Source organism: Roseovarius tolerans (genome assembly GCF_900109855.1).
GTDB lineage: Bacteria > Pseudomonadota > Alphaproteobacteria > Rhodobacterales > Rhodobacteraceae > Roseovarius > Roseovarius tolerans.
Genome location: NZ_FOBO01000001.1, coordinates 127,635 through 146,880, shown reverse-complemented (window position 1 = coordinate 146,880; position 19,246 = coordinate 127,635). Strand labels below are relative to the sequence as shown.

Sequence of the window (19,246 nt, the reverse complement as noted above, 5' to 3'; positions counted from 1 at the left end):
GGCAGCCCCCTAGCGATAGAAATATTCAACGAGGAACAGCGGCACCGACGGCACATAAGTACACAGCATCAGCACGGCCAATAGTACCAGCACGAACCAGATATTGACCTTGGACACTTCCCAGATATTGGCCCGTGCAACCGCACAAGAGGTGATCAGCACCGAGGCCACGGGTGGTGTTTGTTGCCCGATGGCAAGGTTCAGCGTCACCACCAGCCCGAAATGCACCGGGTCGATGCCCGCCGCCGTGATCAGCGGAATGACAATCGGAACCACGAGGATGATCGCCGCCGCCGAATGCAGGAAGAACCCGATAACGAGGAAGAAGAAGTTGAGGATCAGAAGGATCATCCATTGCTGATCGGTGATGTTCAGAATGCCCTGCGCCAGTTGCTGCGGGATCTGCGCGCGGGTCAGGAACCCGCCCATCAGCACCGAGGCCGCGACCAGCAGCATCACGACGGCGGTCTGCATGCCGCCATCCAGCATGGCGCGGCGCAGATGCGCGATGTCGATCTGCCGGTACCAGACCGACACCACAATAGCCGCGATCACAGCCAGACCAGCCGCCTCGGTCGCGGTGACGAACCCGCCGAAGATGCCGCCAAGGATGATCACCGGCAGCGTAAAGGCGGGCAGCGCCTCCATGAAGGTTTCGCGCAGGCGCGGGATGTTGAACGCCTCTTCGGTCGGCAGATTGTAGCGGCGGGCGAAAATGTAGGCGACCATCATCAGCCCGAACGCCCCCAGAAGGCCCGGCACCACACCCGCGACGAAAAGCTGCTCGACCGAGGTATTGGCCGACGCCGCATAAAGGATCATCGGGATCGACGGCGGAATGATGATCGCCAGCGAGGCCGAGGACGATGTGACGGCGGCCGAAAGCTCCTTGGAATAGCCGCGTTTCTTCATCTGCGGAATGAGGATCGACCCCATCGCCGCCACATCCGCCACGGCGGAGCCCGAGATTTCGGCGAAAAACAACGATACGCCGATATTGACCATGGCGAGGCCACCGCGCACGAAGCCGATGATCGCCGAGACGAAGTTGATCAGCCGGTCGGTGATGCCGCCCGCGTTCATGATCGCCCCCGCCAGAACGAACATCGGAATTGCGATCAGCGAGAACTTGGTCGAGCCGTCATACATGTCGAGCGCGATGGTTACGAGGCTGCCCGCACCTTCGGTGACCAGAAGGCCCATGACCCCCGCAAGGGCCAGCCCGATTGCGATCGGCACGTTGATGCAGATCATCGCCACGAGGGCTATGAAAATCGCCAGCATCAGCATCAGCCGCGCTCCTTGTTCTTTTCCATTTCGCTTTCGACCTCTTCCTCGATTTCGGCATGCTCAAGCGATATGCCTTGCGCGGTCTTGGCCCAGTAATGCGGCAGGCTCAGCAATTGACAGATGATGAAGAGAACGGCACCGATGGGGATGACCGATTGGGTCAGTTGCACCGGCACCCAGGGCAGCGAGGTGAGGCTGTCGCCCTCGAGCACCTCAAGCACTTGAAATCCGGCCCGCGCCATGAGCACGAAGAAGGTCAGCACCAACGCCTCGCCCGCCAGCACCGCCACCATACGTGCGCGCGGCGGTATGGCCAGCAAAACCGAGTCGAACCCGATATGCCGTCGGTGCAGCGCAGCGAGCGCCGAGCCGTAATAGGTGATCCAGGCGAGCATGATCGCCGCCACCTCGTCATACCAGGAAAAGCTGTGCCCCATCAGGCGGGCCAGCACGGCGACGATCACGATGGCCGTCAACGCGACCATCAACATAACCGTGATCCACTCCAGCAGGCGGCTTGCAATCCGGTTCGTTCGGTGAAGAAGAGCGTTCATTCGGGCCTGTCTTGCGCTGCATCGGCACCGCCCGGCGCGCAAACGCACCAGGATCGGGCCGTCATGGGTGTATCAGGGGTCATCCGGCGGCCCCGCTCAGGGCCACCGGAAAAGGCATTCAGCTTGCGTTGCCGAGCGCGAGCACCTTGTCGATCATCTCCTGCCCGCCCTCGACCTCGGCGGCAAAGGCCTCGTAGATCGGCTTGGAGGCGCTGATGAAGGCGTCCTTGTCGGCCTCGTTCACCTCAACGCCCGCATCCTTGATCACGCCGAGCAACTCGGTCTCGAGCTCCGCCGCCTTCTCATAGGTGAAGGTCTGCGTCTCTGCCGCGCAATCGCTCAGCATCGCCTGCACCTCTTCGGAATGCTTGCCGAAATGCTTTTCCGAGGCGAGGATATAGGCAGGTGTGTAGACATGCCCGGTGATCGACAGATACTTCTGCACCTCCTGGAACTTGGCCGAGGCGATCTGCGCATAGGGGTTTTCCTGCCCGTCGATCACGCCGGTCTGCAAGGCGGTGAACACGTCAGAAAAGGCCATCGGCGTCGGGTTCGCGCCATACTGCTTGAACATCTTCACACGCCATTCGCCGTTCGGCGTGCGCAGCTTGACGCCTTGCAGGTCTTCGGGCGTGTTGATCGGGCGGATGTTGTTGGTGATGTTGCGAAAGCCGTTCTCGGCCAAGCCCACGATGTGATAGCCATTATCGTTGGCCGCACCCTGGAACGTGTCCATCATCGCATCCTGCACGCGGCGCATATGGTCGCGATCCTTGATGATATACGGCATCTCGAAAATGCCGAACACGCTGTCGACCGAGGACATCACCGACGAGGGCAGCGCAAAATCGACCTGCCCCAGCTTGAGCTTCTGCAACAGCTCCTTGTCCTTGCCGAGCTGCGACGAGCCAAAAGTCTGCACCTCGACCGAGCCGCCGGATTTATCACCCACGCAGGCGGCGTAATGGTTCACCGTCGCTTCGAAGAGCGAGCCAGGCGCGCCGACATGGCCGAATTTCAACGTCGTGTCCGCCGCCGTGGCGGGCACTGCGGCGAACGAGGCCACAACGGCTGCAATCAGTGTCTTTTTCATTATCTTTCCTCCCTTGGTTTCAGTGTCCCGCACGGCTCCTTCCGCGCGGTGGTCTTTGCGTTGCCCGAACGTCTCGGGTGCGTCCCGCGCAGGCTCCTCCTCCCGCGCGGAACATCCGCCATCAGGCGGCGGCGCGATTGGCCGGGGCGGTCTCGCCCAGCATCTCCATCGCAGCCTGCACGCCGCCCGCGCGGAAGGGCACGCCTGCATCACGCAGGCCCATTTCCACACCGGCCAGCGTGCCGATCAGCATCAGATCGTTGAAATCGCCCAGATGCCCGATCCGGAACACCCGATCCGCGACCTTCGAAAGCCCATTGCCAAGCGACATGTCGTAGTTGCGCAAGGTGACCGCGCGGAAATTGTCGGCCGAATGCCCCTCGGGCACCATCACCGCCGTCAGCACCGGCGAGCGGTCGGAGGGCGTGTTGCACAGCACCTCGAGCCCCCAGGCCTCGACCGCTGCGCGCGCCGCAGCACCATGCCGCCGATGCCGGGCAAAGACGTTTTCCAGCCCTTCCTCGTGCAGCATGTCGATCGCCTCGTTGAGACCGTAAAGCAGGTTGGTCGCGGGCGTGTAGGGGAAATAGCCGGTGTCGTTCGGTCCTGCCATCTCAGCCCAGCTCCAATAGGAGCGGATCAAACCGGCGCTCTCGGACGCGGTCATTGCCTTGTCGCTGACGGCATTGAAGGACAGGCCTGGCGGCAGCATCAGACCCTTTTGCGAGCCCGAGACCGTCACATCGACGCCCCACTCGTCATGCCGGTAATCGACCGAGGCCAGCGAGGAAATCGTATCGACCATCAAGAGCGCCGAATGGCCCGCCGCGTCGATGGCACGGCGCACGGCGGCCACATCGGTGACAGAGCCGGTCGAGGTCTCGTTATGCACGACGCAAACCGCCTTGATGTCTTGGCCTTTGTCGCCGCGCAGATGCTCCTCGATGGCCGCGGCATCTGCCCCGCCGCGCCAATCGCCCTCAATGAAGACGGGGTTGAGGCCCAGCTTCTCGGCAAGCTTCTTCCACAGCATCGCGAAATGGCCAGTCTCGTACATCAGCACCGTGTCGCCGGGCGACAGCGTGTTGACCATTGCGGCCTCCCACGCGCCGGTGCCCGAGGACGGGTAGATCACCACGCGGCCCTCGGTCTTGAAGATGCTCTTCATACCTTCCAGCGCCTTGCGCCCAACATCGGCAAAGGCCGGGCCACGGTGATCCATCGTCGGATAGTCCATCGCCCGCAGGATGCGGTCGGGCACGTTCGACGGACCCGGAATTTGCAAAAAATGGCGGCCAGCAGGCATGTCGTTCCTCCCCAAAATGACGGCACCTGCGCCCGCGACGGGCCGAGTAGCGAAGACTCGGATGCAGGTGAATTTTGTTGAATTGAATTCTGAATTCAATATTCTGTCAAGACATTATCTCAAACCACCACCGGATCGGGGGACCATGCTGGACAGCGCCATTCAAGACCGCCTCAGCCGCGAGGTGCGGGGCGAAACCCGCTTCGATACCTTTTCGCGCGGGCGCTATGCGACCGATGCCTCGATCTACCAGATCATGCCCGCAGGCGTGATCGTACCACGCGGACCCGAGGATATCGCCGCCGCCATCGAGGCCGCCCGCACCGCTGAAATACCGCTCACAATGCGCGGCGGCGGCACCTCGCAATGCGGTCAGACGGTGAATTCCGGGCTGATCGTCGATTGCTCGAAACATCTCAACCGCATCCTCGAGCTGGACGTCGAGGGACGGCGCGCGGTGGTCGAGCCGGGGATCGTTCTGGATGATCTCAACCGGGTGCTCAAACCACATGGCCTGTGGTTTCCGGTCGATGTCTCCACCGCGTCGCGCGCCACCATCGGCGGCATGGTCGGCAACAACTCCTGCGGCTCGCGCTCGCTGCGCTATGGCACGACGCGGGACAATGTCACCCGAATCGAGGGGTTTCTCGCCGATGGCACCCCCTTCGATTTCGGCCCCGGGTCGGGCAACCGCGTGCCCGAATCCCTGCTTCGGCAGATGCTCGATCTGGGCACCCGCGAAGCCGATGAGATCGCCGCCCGCTTTCCGCAGGTGCAGCGCCGGGTCGGCGGCTACAACATCGACGCGCTTGTGCCCGGCGCCACGCCCATAAACCTCGCCCATCTACTGATCGGCTCGGAGGGGACGCTCGCCACCTCCACCGCCATCGAGATCAAGCTCTCTCCCCTGCCGTCCAAAACCCGTGTCTTGGGTGTCTGCCATTTTCCCACCTTCCGCGCCGCGATGGAGGCCGCGAAATCGCTGGTCGCCCTTGGCCCCACCTCGGTCGAACTGGTCGACAGCACCATGATCGACCTCGCCCGCGCGATCCCGCTCTACGCCAAAACGCTGGAGCAATTCGTGCGCGGCAAACCGGCGGCGATGCTGCTGGTGGAATTCGCCGACAGCCCACCCGAGAACAAAGAGAACATGCGCCGCCTGGCAGACACGATATCAGATCTGGGCTATGGCTTCGGCAAGGGCGACAGCCACGAAGGCGGCGTGGTCGAGGTCTGGGACATGGCCCTTGCCGCCGAGATCGGAGAGCTGCGCAAGGCGGGGCTCAACATCATGATGTCGATGAAGGATGAGGGAAAGCCCGTGTCCTTTGTCGAGGATTGCGCCGTGCCGCTCGATCATCTGGCGGATTACACCGACAGGCTGACAGAGGTCTTTCACCAGCACGGCACCACCGGCACATGGTATGCCCATGCGTCTGAGGGTTGCCTGCATGTGCGCCCGGCGCTCAACCTCAAGCTGGAACAGGACGTGCGCAAGATGCGCGAGATCGCCGAAGCCGCGTTCGAGATGGTGCGCGACTACAAGGGCTCGCATTCCGGCGAGCATGGCGACGGTATCGTGCGCTCGGAATTTCACGGCGCGATGTTCGGCCCCCGCATCCTGCGCGCCTTCGAGGAGGTCAAGGCGGCGTTCGATCCGGACACCCGCCTCAACCCCGGCAAGATCGTCCATGCGCCGAAGATGGATGACCGCAGCCTGATGCGCTATCCGCCGGGCTATGATTTCGCCAATCTGAAAACAGGCCATGACTGGTCTGCCTGGCCCGGCAAGGGCGGCGGCTTTCAGGGCGCGGTCGAGATGTGCAACAACAACGGCGCCTGCCGCAAGCTGGCGGGCGGCGCGATGTGTCCCAGCTACCGGGTCACCCGCGACGAGCGCGACGTGACGCGGGGCCGTGCCAACACGCTGCGCCTCGCGCTGTCGGGACGTTTGGGCAAGGACGCGCTCTTTTCTGACGAGATGGCCGACACGATGAAGCTTTGCGTCGGCTGCAAGGCCTGCAAGCGTGAATGCCCCACCGGCGTGGACATGGCCAAGATGAAGACCGAGGTGCTCTATCAGCGCGGGCAAAAGCTCGGTTTCGGCCTGCGCGCCCGGTTGATTGCCGAGATGCCGCGCTACGCGCGGATCGCCGTGGCGCTGCGCAGTCTCATCGCATTACGCAACCGAGTGCCGTTTCTGGCCGCCTTGGGCGAACGCATCACCGGGCTGGCACGCGCACGTTCCCTGCCAATGTTTCGCGGCGATTATTTCCGCGATGCCGAGGTAAAGCGCGCCCGCGCCTCGACCAAGGCAGGCAAGGTTATTCTCTTCACCGACACGTTCAACCGCTGGATGGAGCCGGATATTCCTCGCGCTGCGCTGCGCGTACTTTCCCGTGCGGGCTATGAGGTGATCACCGCCCAGGCCGCCGGTCGCCCGCTCTGCTGTGGCCGCACCTATCTGGCGGCGGGGATGATCGACAAGGCGCGTGCCGAAGCGCGGCGCACGCTTGAAGCGCTCCTGCCTCACACCCGCGCGGGCGTGCCTGTGGTCGGGTTGGAGCCATCCTGCCTTCTGACCCTGCGGGATGAGTTCCTGACGCTCCTGCCCGGCGAGGATGCACGGCTCTTGTCGGAGAATGCCTTTCTCTTCGAGGAATTCATCGCCAGAGAATCCCGCGCTGGCAAGCTCAACCTGCCGCTGTCCAAACTGGGGAACACCGCCCATGTGCACGGCCATTGCCACCAAAAGGCGGCGGGCGTGATGGGCGACATGGGCCACGCCCTCGCCCTCATCCCCGGGCTCGATCCGCAGACAATCGAGAGCAGTTGCTGCGGCATGGCAGGCGCATTCGGCTATCAGGCGGAAACCATCGAGGTGTCGCAGAAAATGGGCGAATTGTCCCTGCTGCCCGCCGTGCGCGCCGCCGCGCCTGATGACATTCTGATCGCCAACGGCACCTCCTGCCGCCACCAGATCGTCGACGGCACCGACCGCCGCGCGCTGCATATTGCGGAAGTTTTCGACAAGGCGTCGGAAAATGCTGTAAAGGAGGGCCGCAGCAATGGATGACCAAAGCCACGAGGCCCCGATGACCGCCCTCAAACCCGATCCCATCGGTCGCACGGCATTGGCCGTGGAGATCACCAACCGCCTGCGCCAGATGATTCTGGAAGGCCAGTTGGACCCCGGCGAGAAGATCAACGAGAAGCGTCTGACCGAACAATTCGGTGTCTCACGCACGCCGCTGCGCGAGGCGCTCAAGGTGCTAGCCTCTGAAGGGCTCTTGAATCTCATCCCGCATCGCGGCGCGGTCATCACCCGCCAGAGCGAAGCCGAGCTGGACGAGGTGTTCCGCGTTCTGGCCGCGCTCGAAGGGCTGGCGGGAGAACTGGCAGCGGAACAAGCCGAGGACCGCACGCTGCAAGAGATCGTGCGCCTGACGCAGGACCTGCGCCGGTCGTTCGAGCAGTCGGACCGTCCGACCTATTTTCGGATCAATCAGGCCATCCACAACGCGATCCTCGCGGCGACGAGGAATGAGACGCTCATGCGCTCGCATGAATTGCTGGCTTTCAGGGTGCAGCGCGCGCGCTATCAGGCCAACCTCACCCCCGACCGCTGGCGCGCGGCCGTCGAGGAACACGAAGCCATTGCCGAGGCACTCCTGGCCCGCGATGCGGCGCGCTGCTCAAGGCTCATGCGCGATCACCTGTTGCAGAAATTTGCCTCAATCAAGGCCAAGACGCGCGACTGAGCGCCACCGCCTGCCCGTCAGAAGCAGACGATTTCGGCCTCTGCCTGCGCCCGGCGCAGATCTGCGACCATCGCCTGAGACGGCGCGGCGCTCTGGAAATAGGCCATGCGCTCGCCACCCACCCGTCGCATCGACAGCACGGTCTCGGCTTCGAGGTATTTCTCATAAGGCAGGATCGCAGCGATCTCGTCGATGGAACACGAACAGCGCCGCAGCATGTCGCGGTTCTGCCCATTGGTCGCCATGCAGGCAAAGACATAATCGGCGCGCGCCTCGGTCGGGTAATCGTTGAAGCGTTCGGCCACGTCCTGCGCCGCAACCGTGCCACTTGCAATTGCCACAGCCAACGCCAAACCCAATCCCCGGATCATTGCAGCACCTCCTCTGCGTCGAATTGCAGGCTGGAGCGATACATAAGCCCCGCACCATCGGGGGCCGGGGCCTCTGCCACCAGCGACAGATACCAGCCCGGCACGGCCTCGGACATGGTCACGCTCAGTTCCAGCGCACCAAACCCCATCATCCGGTCAACATTGGGGTCACCCTCGAAGGGCCGCATCCGGATCGTCCTCGTGGCCACTTCTTCGCCGTTCACCATCGCCGTGCCCGGCACCACCTCCGAGGGCTGCACCAGTGCGTCCTTGACGCGGTTGCGGATATAGAACGGGCTGCCACCCGCCGTTTCCGCCATGTCGCGGACGACCGATTCGTAGAACACCATGATCATCGGATTGCCAACGCTCGCCGGAAACGAGCCCATGCCGCGATGCTTGCCGTCACGGCGAAACTCCAGCCGGACCATCTCCATATCCTCGGCCTGTTCAATGCGCAGGCCGATCTCGCCGCTGTCGCGCGCCGCCGCATCGGGGTTGAGCGTATTCGTCACCTCGCGCTGATAAACGATCGTATGGTCGCGGCTTACCGGATCGAGCGTGCCATCACGAAACAACAGGTCATACGTCGCCTCACCATCCACCGACGTGGCAAGTCCCGGCCCTGCCGTCATCGTCAGGGCGAGGCCCAGTACCAAGGCTACGCGTTTCATCATGCTCAAATCCTCCCATCCGGCAGCCTATGCGTTCCGCACGCCCTGTCATGGCCGACTTTTGTCGGTATCGCGTGCAGTTCAGCCAAACGGTGCCCCGCCGGTGTTCCAGTGAATCGCCCAGTCGATCAGCGGGCGCAGCCGCGACAGCTTGACCGGCTTGGGCATGACCGAGATATCGTCGCGTGCCGCCTTGCGGCGCAGTATCTCGGAGCGGTCGGCGGTGATCAGGATCGCGGGCAGATGATGCCCGGACCAGTCGCGCAAGGCGGCCACGGCGTCCAGCCCGGTCTCGCCATCGTCGAGATGATAATCGGCCAGCACGATATCGGGCACCGCCCCGGTTTCTTCCAGCAGAACAAGCGCGGCATTGGTTGATTGCACCCCCAGCACCCGGGCGCCCCAGCGTTCCAGACGCTGCGTGGTGGCAAAGAGCACGTCCGCGTCGTTCTCGATCACCAGCACGTGGTAATCGAAGGGCACGTCGCCCTTGGCCTGAATGAGCGCCGCCGGATCATCCTGCGCCACGCGACCCTCGATCACCTCCATCTCGATGCTGAACACCGATCCGCGCCCGGGGGCCGAACGCACACGCAGCGCATGCCCAAGGTGACGGCAGGCGCGATCCACGACCGACAGCCCAAGCCCCATGCCGGTGCCGAAAGCGGCATTCTCGGCGCGGGCGAACTCCTCGAAAATGCGCTTCTGATCGGTGCGCTGAATGCCGATGCCGGTATCCCAGACCTCCAGCACCACCTGACCGCCGCGCCGCCGCGCGCCCAGCAACACGCGCCCGCCCGGCTCGGTATACTGGATCGCGTTGACCACGAGGTTCTGGATCGAGCGTTGCAGATAGACCGGATCGGACCACACGAAGAGATGACAGGGCACCACGTCAAGGCGCACGTTCTTTGATTCCGAGAGCGGCAGTTGATCGGCAAAGACCCCCTCCATCAGCGGACCGAGACTGACATCGGTGGGCGTGACCGCGTCCGGGTCGGCACTGTCGAGCCGCGAGATATCCAGCAGCGCGTGCAACAGCTGCTCGGTCGAGCTGAAGGCGCGGTGCAGCCGGTCGACCATCGGCGACAGATGCGATTCCTGTGCGGCCTCCTGCAGGGTCGAAATGAGCAGCTTGGCGGCGTTGATCGGTTGCAAGAGGTCATGGCTCGCCGCCGCCAGAAACCGCGTCTTCGACGACACCGCCGCCTCGGCACGTTCCTTGGCAAGGCGCAACTCCTCCTCGACGCGGGCCATTTCCTCGAATTGTTCGGTCAGGCGTTCGTTGGCACGGGTGAGTTCCGCCGTGCGCTCCAGCACCCGGTTCTCAAGCATTTCCGTGGCACGGCTCTCCAGCGTGACATCTTTCAACTCCACCAGAAACCCGCCATCGGGCAGCCCGTTGGCCTGCACATCCAGAACCCGGCCCTTGCCATGCCGCACCCGCCGCCGCAGCCAGCCGTTTTTCTTCAACTGCTCCTGCCAGTTGGCAATTTCCAGAAAGGCATCGTCGCGCACCAGATCATTGGCCTGCATGAAGGCCAGCAGCCGCTCCAGCGTGGTGCCGCGCTGCAATTCGGTATAGGGCACGCCGAGGATCTGGCGAAACTGCCGGTTCTGCATCATCACCGTGCCCTCGGCGGAAAAGGTGCAGACGCCCGACGTCATGTTCTCGAACACGGCCTGCAGATAATCCGCCTGCTGGTCGATCAGCGTCTTTTTCTCGGACCGGTTCTGCCGCACGATCGGCGTGATATCCGTCAGCAGCAACACGACATTGTCGGACGAGGTGCGCTGAAGACCAAGCTGATACCAGATATCGCCCGTCACCTCGATCAGCAGCGACATGGCCATCGCGCCGTCATCCGCCTTTTTCAACTGCGCGGCGGGGTGATGGATCTTTCGATCCGTCGAGACAAGGTGGCGGCTGCGCACCATCAGGTCGAAATAGGCATCAAGCGTGATCCCCGAGTCGATCTCGACCGCCACGTCCGGCAACACGTTGCGAAACAACTCGTTGCACACGTCGAGCCGCCCGTCGATGAACAGCGCGAACCCCTCATGCATCGCCGAGAGCGCGTCATGCAGGTTGCGACGGGTACGTTCACGATCACCGCGAACCGATTCCAGTTCAGTCGCGGCGCGTTCCAGATCACGGGTCTTGGCGGCGACCTGCGCCTGCAACTCGATGGCCGACTGAAAGGCGCTATAGGCCGAGACGTTCAACTCGTTCTGCCGGTCCGCGCGCCGCATCAGCGCGGCAATGATCCGCGACTGCCGCTCGATCTGGATATCGGGCGGCTGGTTCGGATCGATCAGGTTCACAACACCCCCGGGCCGTCAGGGCAGAAAAAGGCGACGCCCACAAAGGTCTGGTTCATGTGCACGCCGCAATGTTGCTCGCCATAGGTGTTGAAGCCCAGCACCCGCGCCTCACGAAAGATCTCCGACACCTCGCGGCTCAACTGCCTTTGCTCCACCTCGAGACGCCGCAGCACGCAATCGAAGCCCAGGATGAAATCGGGCCGCTCACGCTTGGTGCTCTCGAGATCGAGCCCCGTGCGCAGGGTTTCGATCATTTCCTTGCCGCGCCCCAGCGTCATGATAACCCCGTCATCGATCGCCGCCATGAAGGAGAGCGCGTCATCCTCGGTGGCGTCACTGATCGCGCGCACAAAATAACGGCCCTTGTGGTGCACTAGAATGGGATTCTCGGCGAATATCCGGGGCGAGAGGGCATCGCGGGCACAGCCGACCAGCCGGGCATATTCCTGCGCCGCCGGCGCGCCGTTGATCTCGAACACCAAACGATCCTCGGGGTCGGCGCCGGTGATGACAAGCTGTTCGTCGGTGGGCTGGAAATGATCGAAGCTGAATCCCTTGAAGCCGAGCGATGTCTCGATGATCAGCAACAGCGCAGCATCTTTATAGAACCGCCCGCCCTGCAAAACGAAAGTCTCGTCGAAATCGAGCCCGTCCCCGGCAGAGCCGCCAAAGACGGGAATGTCCGGCAGCACCGTCTCCAGCGTCGAAACCAGGAGATCTTCCTGCTTCGACAGCCCGTCGGTGAACAGCAACGCCAGCCGGTTCCATCCTGCGGTATGCTGAAACTGCACCTCCTGCCGTTCCGCCGCCGCCGCAATGGCGGAAAAGGAGAACGGGCGCAACTGCTCGATCAGCACCGAGGCACAGCGGAAATAGGCCTTGGGAAAGGCCAGCAGCAACAGCGCGTCTGAACTGTAGCCATCCGGCGTGATCTGCCCCGCCGAGGTGCAGCCGAAAACAGGCAAACCGCCAAGCCGCGCCTGCAGCGCACCGCCGACCTCGTCGAGGCAAAGCCCCTTGGGCACGAAGGCAAGGACGAAACAGGTCTCGCGCAGATTTAAGCCCGCCGCAGCCTCGTCCACGGCGCGGGCCGCCTCCGCGGCACTTGATTGCCCCACCCAGACATGACGCGGGCCGGTGACACCGTCGCGCATGACGTCAGCCGCTCAGAAAGGCGCGCGCCTCGGGATCGCCCGTCTCGCCGCCCATCGTGCTCTTGACCAGCACCGCGGCCTGTGTCCGGTTCTTGACACCCAACCGGTTCAGCAACCCGGTGATATGCGCCTTGACCGTGGCCTCGGCCAGCGACAGTTCATAGGCGATCTGCTTGTTGGCCTTACCCGCGCAGATCAGCTTCATGATCTTTTGCTGCTGCGGGGTCAGCGCAGACAGCGTGGGATGCTCGGGCTCGGCACGCCCGCCGCCCTCGTCGCGCGCGATGCGCTCGGCATAGGCCTTGGGCAGGTATTTACCGCCCGCACCCACCCGCGCGATGACACGGCGCAATTCCTGCGCAGACGTCTCCTTGGGCAGGAACCCGGCGGCCCCTTCCGCCATCAGCGTGCGCACCAGCTCAGACGAGGACAGCGCCGAAATCACGAGGATCGGCACAGTCTTCAACCTGTCGCGCATGGTGATGAAGCCAGAGATTCCCGAGACATCCGGCAGCTTGAGGTCGAACATCACAAGATCGGGCCGAAAGCCCGTTTCGAGGCGCTTGAGCGCATCCTTCAGACTTGCGGTCTGTTCGACGACACAATTGGGAAAGACCACGGGGATCGCAGCAGCCAGGGCATCGCAATAAAGCGGGTGATCGTCCACGATCAGAACTGAACTCACCTGACCGCGCGGCCGCAATTCGGCTCTCACGTTCATGACATTTCCTCCCTGACCGAACTTTACCCCCTCTTTCATCTTTTGCAAGACAGCAGTGACACGCCCCCGTTCACCCGGCGGTTGATCGCGCGGACGTGAACGCGCGCGCCATGTCCGGCAGGTCCAGTGTCATCGGCGCGGCAGCAAAGATGGCACGGTCCAGCCGCCCAAGCAGCGCAAGACGCGCAGGATGCGGACCGTCGCGCGCGAGCATCAAGGCGGCGGCACGGCGCAGTGCCCGCGCATCTCCCGCCCGCGCCGCCCGCCGCATTTGCCGTGCCAGCGGATCGAGCGGTGCAAATCTTTGCAGCCGGTTCAGCCCCTCGATCCGCCAACCGCGCACCGCAAGCCACAGGCCCAGCAGAAAAACAGCGCCCCCCAAAACCGCCTGCGATGGGCCCGGCAGGCGCGTTTCCCGCAATGGCGCGACCTTGGAAGACGTCGGCAAAACCGTGCCATAGGCCACCCGCTGCGCCGAAATCGTCACTTCATGCGGCACGCGCCCCACCGTATCGAAATACCTCAGGCGGATTGGCTCTACGATGGCCGAGGTGTCATTGCCGGGCCGGATCGTCCAGCGCCAGAACGCATAGGTCATCGGACCCTCCGGCGTCAGTTCGACCAGGCGTTTCTCGGGATGCGCAAAGATCAGCCCCGAGGGCGAGTGCAGATCCGGCATCGGCGGGATCATGCCCGGCACGGCGCCCAGGGCCTCGATCCGCAGCACCCGCAGCACGCCCTCGCCGGGGGCCAGTTGATCAGGCGCGTTCGACCAATCGTCGCTGATCCGCAGACGCCGCACAGGAAACCACTCCGACGCAGGTGCAGGCGCGGGGGCCACGCTGATCTCCACCGGCTCGGAGTGCACGGAATGCTCGAACCACTCATCGCCCTCATCTGTCAGGGTCAGGTGATGGGTAAAGGCCCCGATGGTCAACTCGCCCGCCCGCTCGGGGTAAAGCGCCATGCGCCGCTCGAAGATCTTTACCGGACGACCGTTAATCCGCTCTTCGTACCAGCGGTCGGGACCAAGCTGCGACCAGCTGAACCCATCGAGCGGCGGTTGCTCCACCCGTTCGCGGGTGATGTGCCGCCGATAACTGCCACGAATGGTCACCAGGATCATCTCGCCGCGATACGGCTGATGCCCGGTCTGTTCGACCTCGACCGAAAGCTGCAACTGCTCCGGCAGAACCTCGCGGCTTTGTCCCCAGCCGATCAGCGGCCAGACGGCCAGCAGCGCCGCGATCATCCAGCCTCTCATCGCCGCCCCTCCAGCGCCGCGCGGCGCTTGCGCTCATGAGCGATGCGAGCGGCCAGAAATTCTCCGGGCACATCTGAAAGCTGCGTCAGCCAGCGTTCATCAGCCAGCACGAAACTGTCGTCAAAAACCTGCCGCACCCCGAGCCGCCCCCGGCTTTCAAGCTCCACCAAACCCGGCAGCGGGTCCGAATTCGTTACCTCGTCGCCGGTGCCAGAGGCTCGTGCATCGCCCCGTGCCACGAAGGACGCGGCCTCAGGCCCCTCTTCGCGCTCGGGAAACCGGCCAATGCTCGCGGGGTCGATGGCGCTTCCGGCATAGAGCGCCATGACCACATCGAAATTGGCCTGCGCCGCCGCGTCGCCCGTGGCACGCGCACGGTCATAAGCTTCAAGGGCGGCGGCATAGCGGCCCTGCCGCGCCTCGGCATTGCCAAGGTTGAACGCGGCCCCTGCCACTGCGAAGTCTCGCGCGGCCCCGGACATGTCCCCGGCCCGGTAGCGCGCCACGCCACGCCAGCCCGGATCAGAGAAAAACGGCACCGCCACCCCCGGCAGGTGCAGTGCGAGGGCAATCCGCCCGAACGGGGCCGCTCCGCCAAGCGCAACCGCCAGCAGCGCCGCCAGCAGGCCAAGGATCGCCAGCCCCCTCATGCCGCGCCTCGCCTGAACAGCCACAACAGGGGCAACAGGCCAAACGCCAGCAGATACCGCCCCAGATCATGCCAGAACAGAAGCGGATAGCCCTGCCGTTCCAGCCGGGGCCGCGCGCTCTGGGCCAGCCAGTCGGTCAGTGCGTTCACCTCATCCGCGCCGAAGACCTGCCCGCCGGTCAGGGCGGCATGGCTCTGCATCTGCGGGCTGACATCGCGCAGCGCAACAAAGGACAGCCGCGCCCCCGCGGCCTTCAATTCCGTCGCCGCGCGCAGCGTCTCGGGGCCAAGCCCGGAGCCATCGGTAAAAACCAGCACGTCGCCAGCGATCACCTCGGCCCCGCGCAGCACATGCGCCGCAAGCATCAGCGCCCGATCCGGCCGCGCGCCGGGATCAGGCACGGTGCCCGCCTCCAGCAGCGACAGCGTCTGTCCCAGTTCGCGCAAGTCGCCGGTCATGTCCACCACCTCATAGGCATCGCCCGCATAGACGATGAGCCCGCCAGGCCGCGAGCCAAGCGCCCCAAGCGCGAACCGCGCCGTCATCTGCAGATCCGGCCAATCTTCCGAACCGGTGACCCCCTCCGATACGTCCACCACGAACAGCACCCCGTCGAGATTGCGAAACGCAGGCGCATCGCGCCGCTCCACCGCCGGACCGGCGAGCGCGATCACGATGATCACCGGCAGCGACAGCGCCACCCATAGCGGCATGCGCCCGGCCGCCGGCGTCACCCGGCCCAGCGCGGTCATCGCCACCAGCAATTCGGGACGCGCCGCGCGCTGCCACGCCGCCGCCCCAGCCCCGCACCGCCAAAGCCAGAGCGCAAGCAGCGCGATCCCGGGGAGCACCAGCAGCCAAAAGGGGCGCAGCAGGGTCACATCACCGACCATCACCGCGCCTCCCGCCAGGCCAAAAGCAGCGCCAGCAGGCCCGCGACAGCGGCGGGCCAGATCCAGAATTCCCGATAGATCTCGGCGGCCAAGCCGTCGCTCGCGGTGGTCTCCAACCGGTCGAGCGCACGGCCCACCTCGACCAGATCCTCCGTATTGCGGACGCGAAAACTCTCACCCCCCGAAATCTCGGAAATCACCCGCAAGGTGGCGGCATCGACAACACCGCGCTCGCCCGGGGCGGCGCTCTCCTTGTCCTTGGGGCCAAGTGCGATGGTGTGTACCCGCACCCCCTTCCGCGCCGCCAGCCCGGCCACATCGCGTGGCGTCGTCATGCCAGCGTTGTTCGACCCGTCCGACAGCAGGATCACCACCTTGCTGCGCGCCTCGGAGCGCTGCAACCGCTTGAGCGCGAGGCCCAGACCGTCCGAGATATTCGTCGCGCGCCCCGAGATGCCGATCGTGGCGGCCTCAATCCGCCGCGCCACCGAACTCACATCAAAGGTGAATGGCGCGGCGTAGTACGCCTCTGATCCGAACAGGATCAACGCCACCCGATCACCGCCGCGCCGCCGCGCAAAATCCGCGCCCACGGATTTGACCGCCGCGAGCCGAGTGACCGGTGCGCCATTCAAGTGAAAATCGTCCCGCACCATCGAGCCTGACAGGTCGAGCACGATGGCCAGATCGCGCCCGCTGACCTTGAGCGCGCGCGCCGGGGCCAGATCGCGTGGCCCGCTCAGCGCCAACAGCAGCAGACCCCAGATCAGCCATGACAGGACCAGGCGCGCGTCGGCACGCCGCCCCGCCCGATCGGCGCGCCCCGCCGCCAGCAATGCGCCACCGATCCGGTCCGGCACGATGAGATGGGCACTCCCGGCGACACGCGGCGGCAACAGGCGGCGCACCAGCACGGGCAGCGGCGCGAGCAGGATCAACCAGGGTTGCGCCAGTTCAAACACGGCCGCGCACCTCTGCCTCCAGCACCGCCAGGTCGAGCGCCCCATCGCGCCGGTAAAGGCGTTGGCGCAAACAGGCATAGCGATCAGGATCGCGCGCCCGTATCAGATGCAGCAGCGCAACGCGCCGGTCGTCCCCCGAAAACGCCGACAAGGCATCGAGCGGATTGGCCTCAGGCGCAGGCGGCACGTGGCCTGCGCGGCGCCCGATCAGACGTGCCCCCCCCGCGACAACCACGGCAGCAGCCGCGCCAAGAGCCACCGCCGCCGCGAGTTCGGCCACGGCACCCCCTGCGGCCTCGACAGGCAGGCGAATGTCGCGCAGCCCGGCCAGCAGCGTCTGCGCGCGCTCGACATCATCCGACATGGCGGAGCCCTTCCGCCGCGATACGTCGCGCGATATGGGCAGGGTCCCGGCCTGCATCGATCACGAGCGCCGCGCGCCCGGCAACCCGTGCAGCCTCATCCTCGCTCGCCTCCGGCCGCGCAGCACTCAACCGCACCGTGGCGCGGCGCCCGTTGCGCTGTCGGATCGGATAGCGCCCGGCGGGCAGGTGCCGCTCCAGTTCCTCGGTCACCAGCAACAACCGCAGCGCACGCCGTCGCGCAAGCGCATCGAGCCGGTCCGCCAACTCCGCGCCCGGCACATCAAAACCCGAGGCCAGCACGACCTCCGCCCCCGGCGGCACCAGCCGCGCCGCGCGGGGCAACAGCCAGTCAAGTGGCGGATCACCCTGTCCGTCCATCGCGAGGGCCAATCCCATCTCATGCGCCCGCACCATGCCGCCGATCACGTCGAGCATACCGCGTGCCCGGGCACGGGTAGGCACGATCACCGCATCCGCAGCGGTCAGCGCCATCAGCCCCACGCGCCCGCCCTCCTCGGCCAGCCGCCAGCCAATCATGCAGAGCGCCTCGGCCGCCGCCACCGACAGAAACCGCCGCCCGACGCCCCAGTGCATCACCGGCCTGAAATCGGCCACAAGCAGGGTCACGCGGTCGCGCTCTTCGCGGTATTCGCGCAAATGCAGCCGGCCGGTGCGCGCCGTGGTGCCCCGGTCAAGCCGCCGCAGATCATCGCCCGGTACATAATCGCGGGTGTCGGCGGGCTCCAGCCCTGCGCCCTTGCGCCGTGTCGGATGCCCGCCGGGCAACTGCGCAAGCGCCGGTGCGCCCCGCGCGGCAAGGGCCACGTGCCGCAGCGCGATCAGCGCCTCGGCCCGCAGGGCCACGCCTTCGCCCTGCAGGGCCGGCGTCACAGCGGTGCCACCCGGCTCAGAACGTCAGCCACGATATCGCGCGCCCGCCGCCCCTCGGCCACCGCCGCCCAACTCAGCACCATGCGATGCGCCAGCACATCCGCTGCAAGTGCCGCCACATCCTCGGGCAGCGCATGATCGCGCCCGTCCAGATACGCCCGCGCCCGCGCGGTCGCGGCCAGCGCCAGCGTACCGCGCGGCGATACCGCATGCTCCACCTCGGCGCGCAGACCCGGATCGCGCGTCGCCATCACCAGACGCACGATATAGTCGCGCAATTCTGGCGCCAGATATACGTCCCTGACCGCCTTTTGCGCCTCTTTCAGCTGCACCAAGGTCATTGGACATGCGCGCGAAGCAGTCTCTTTCGCCTGCCCTTCGGCCTCGACCAGATCGAGAATGCGCCGCTCGATCTCGATGCCCGGAAGATCGAGCACCACATGCATCAGGAACCGATCCAGCTGCGCCTCGGGCAAGGGAAAGGTGCCGTCATGCTCGATCGGGTTCTGCGTCGCCACCACGAAAAACGGATCGGGCAGCGTGTGTGTGGTGTTGCCGGCGGTCACCTGATGCTCCGCCATCGCCTCGAGCAGCGCCGACTGAACCTTGGGCGGCGCGCGGTTGATCTCGTCGACCAGCACGAGGTTGTTGAAAACCGGCCCCGGCATGAATTCGAATGTGCCATCCTTCGGGTGATAAACCGGCGTGCCGGTCAGGTCCGAGGGCATCAGATCCGGCGTGCATTGGATGCGCGCGAACCGCGCCGCGATCCCCGCCGCCAGCGCCTTGACCGCGCGGGTCTTGGCCACACCGGGCGGCCCTTCGACCAGCAGATGCCCCCCGGCCAGTAGCGTGATCAGCAACCGCCTTATCAACAGTCCGTGCCCCGCCAGTTCCGCCTCCAGCGTCTGCGCGAGTGCAGCCACGCCCTGCGGCACCTCCTCGGCTCTCTTGTCCATGGCCCCTCCCGGC

18 protein-coding genes are annotated in these 19,246 nt (G+C 65.1%); 2 read left to right on the top strand and 16 right to left on the bottom strand.

Going from position 1 to position 19,246, the window contains the following annotated elements; all coding sequences use genetic code 11:
- Positions 1-9 precede the first annotated feature (9 nt).
- The 4 genes from BMX04_RS00745 to BMX04_RS00730 form a co-directional block, all read right to left on the bottom strand.
- Positions 10-1,290, bottom strand: coding sequence for a TRAP transporter large permease (locus tag BMX04_RS00745; protein WP_074784293.1), 1,281 nt, complete (start codon positions 1,288-1,290; stop codon positions 10-12).
- A complete protein-coding gene (locus BMX04_RS00740) occupies positions 1,290-1,844 on the bottom strand; it encodes a TRAP transporter small permease (RefSeq protein WP_074784290.1) in 555 nt (184 codons plus the stop codon). Before BMX04_RS00740 ends, BMX04_RS00745 begins: the two co-directional genes overlap by 1 nt.
- Before the next feature lie 118 nt (positions 1,845-1,962).
- On the bottom strand, positions 1,963-2,937 hold the full coding sequence (locus BMX04_RS00735; protein ID WP_074784287.1) for a TRAP transporter substrate-binding protein: 975 nt from the start codon (positions 2,935-2,937) through the stop codon (positions 1,963-1,965).
- A 121-nt stretch (positions 2,938-3,058) separates the two neighbouring features.
- A complete protein-coding gene (locus BMX04_RS00730; protein ID WP_074784284.1) occupies positions 3,059-4,243 on the bottom strand; it encodes a pyridoxal-phosphate-dependent aminotransferase family protein in 1,185 nt (394 codons plus the stop codon).
- A gap of 145 nt (positions 4,244-4,388) precedes the next feature.
- Here BMX04_RS00730 and BMX04_RS00725 point away from each other — a divergent pair, with 145 nt between their 5' ends.
- Positions 4,389-7,319: an FAD-binding and (Fe-S)-binding domain-containing protein gene (locus BMX04_RS00725; protein WP_074784281.1), complete on the top strand. Its 2,931-nt coding sequence runs from the start codon at positions 4,389-4,391 to the stop codon at positions 7,317-7,319.
- Positions 7,312-8,004, top strand: a complete 693-nt coding sequence (locus BMX04_RS00720; RefSeq protein WP_074784278.1) for a GntR family transcriptional regulator — start codon at positions 7,312-7,314, stop codon at positions 8,002-8,004. Before BMX04_RS00725 ends, BMX04_RS00720 begins: the two co-directional genes overlap by 8 nt.
- Before the next feature lie 17 nt (positions 8,005-8,021).
- Here the strand turns inward: BMX04_RS00720 and BMX04_RS00715 are convergent, their stop codons facing one another.
- The 12 genes from BMX04_RS00715 to BMX04_RS00660 form a co-directional block, all read right to left on the bottom strand.
- Positions 8,022-8,375, bottom strand: coding sequence for a hypothetical protein (locus BMX04_RS00715; RefSeq protein WP_074784275.1), 354 nt, complete (start codon positions 8,373-8,375; stop codon positions 8,022-8,024).
- Positions 8,372-9,052 (bottom strand): hypothetical protein, encoded by a 681-nt coding sequence (locus BMX04_RS00710; protein WP_074784272.1) that lies wholly within the window; start codon positions 9,050-9,052, stop codon positions 8,372-8,374. The genes BMX04_RS00715 and BMX04_RS00710 overlap by 4 nt, the downstream gene beginning before the upstream one ends.
- Positions 9,053-9,130: 78 nt before the next feature.
- Complete coding sequence (locus BMX04_RS00705; protein ID WP_244888443.1) at positions 9,131-11,374, bottom strand: hybrid sensor histidine kinase/response regulator; 2,244 nt, start codon at positions 11,372-11,374, stop codon at positions 9,131-9,133.
- Positions 11,371-12,528: an FIST N-terminal domain-containing protein gene (locus BMX04_RS00700; protein ID WP_074784269.1), complete on the bottom strand. Its 1,158-nt coding sequence runs from the start codon at positions 12,526-12,528 to the stop codon at positions 11,371-11,373. The genes BMX04_RS00705 and BMX04_RS00700 overlap by 4 nt, the downstream gene beginning before the upstream one ends.
- 4 nt (positions 12,529-12,532) lie before the next feature.
- Positions 12,533-13,249: a response regulator gene (locus tag BMX04_RS00695; RefSeq protein WP_050662119.1), complete on the bottom strand. Its 717-nt coding sequence runs from the start codon at positions 13,247-13,249 to the stop codon at positions 12,533-12,535.
- A gap of 70 nt (positions 13,250-13,319) precedes the next feature.
- A complete protein-coding gene (locus tag BMX04_RS00690) occupies positions 13,320-14,513 on the bottom strand; it encodes a BatD family protein (protein ID WP_074784265.1) in 1,194 nt (397 codons plus the stop codon).
- On the bottom strand, positions 14,510-15,163 hold the full coding sequence (locus tag BMX04_RS00685; RefSeq protein ID WP_074784262.1) for a tetratricopeptide repeat protein: 654 nt from the start codon (positions 15,161-15,163) through the stop codon (positions 14,510-14,512). The genes BMX04_RS00690 and BMX04_RS00685 overlap by 4 nt, the downstream gene beginning before the upstream one ends.
- The gene (locus BMX04_RS00680; RefSeq protein ID WP_074784259.1) at positions 15,160-16,056 is read right to left on the bottom strand and encodes a vWA domain-containing protein; all 897 of its coding nucleotides are present in this window, start codon (positions 16,054-16,056) and stop codon (positions 15,160-15,162) included. Before BMX04_RS00680 ends, BMX04_RS00685 begins: the two co-directional genes overlap by 4 nt.
- Complete coding sequence (locus BMX04_RS00675) at positions 16,056-17,018, bottom strand: VWA domain-containing protein (RefSeq protein WP_074784256.1); 963 nt, start codon at positions 17,016-17,018, stop codon at positions 16,056-16,058. Before BMX04_RS00675 ends, BMX04_RS00680 begins: the two co-directional genes overlap by 1 nt.
- The gene (locus BMX04_RS00670; protein ID WP_074784253.1) at positions 17,011-17,382 is read right to left on the bottom strand and encodes a hypothetical protein; all 372 of its coding nucleotides are present in this window, start codon (positions 17,380-17,382) and stop codon (positions 17,011-17,013) included. Before BMX04_RS00670 ends, BMX04_RS00675 begins: the two co-directional genes overlap by 8 nt.
- Positions 17,372-18,274, bottom strand: a complete 903-nt coding sequence (locus BMX04_RS00665) for a DUF58 domain-containing protein (protein WP_074784250.1) — start codon at positions 18,272-18,274, stop codon at positions 17,372-17,374. The genes BMX04_RS00670 and BMX04_RS00665 overlap by 11 nt, the downstream gene beginning before the upstream one ends.
- Positions 18,271-19,233, bottom strand: a complete 963-nt coding sequence (locus tag BMX04_RS00660) for an AAA family ATPase (RefSeq protein WP_074784247.1) — start codon at positions 19,231-19,233, stop codon at positions 18,271-18,273. Before BMX04_RS00660 ends, BMX04_RS00665 begins: the two co-directional genes overlap by 4 nt.
- Positions 19,234-19,246 lie beyond the last annotated feature (13 nt).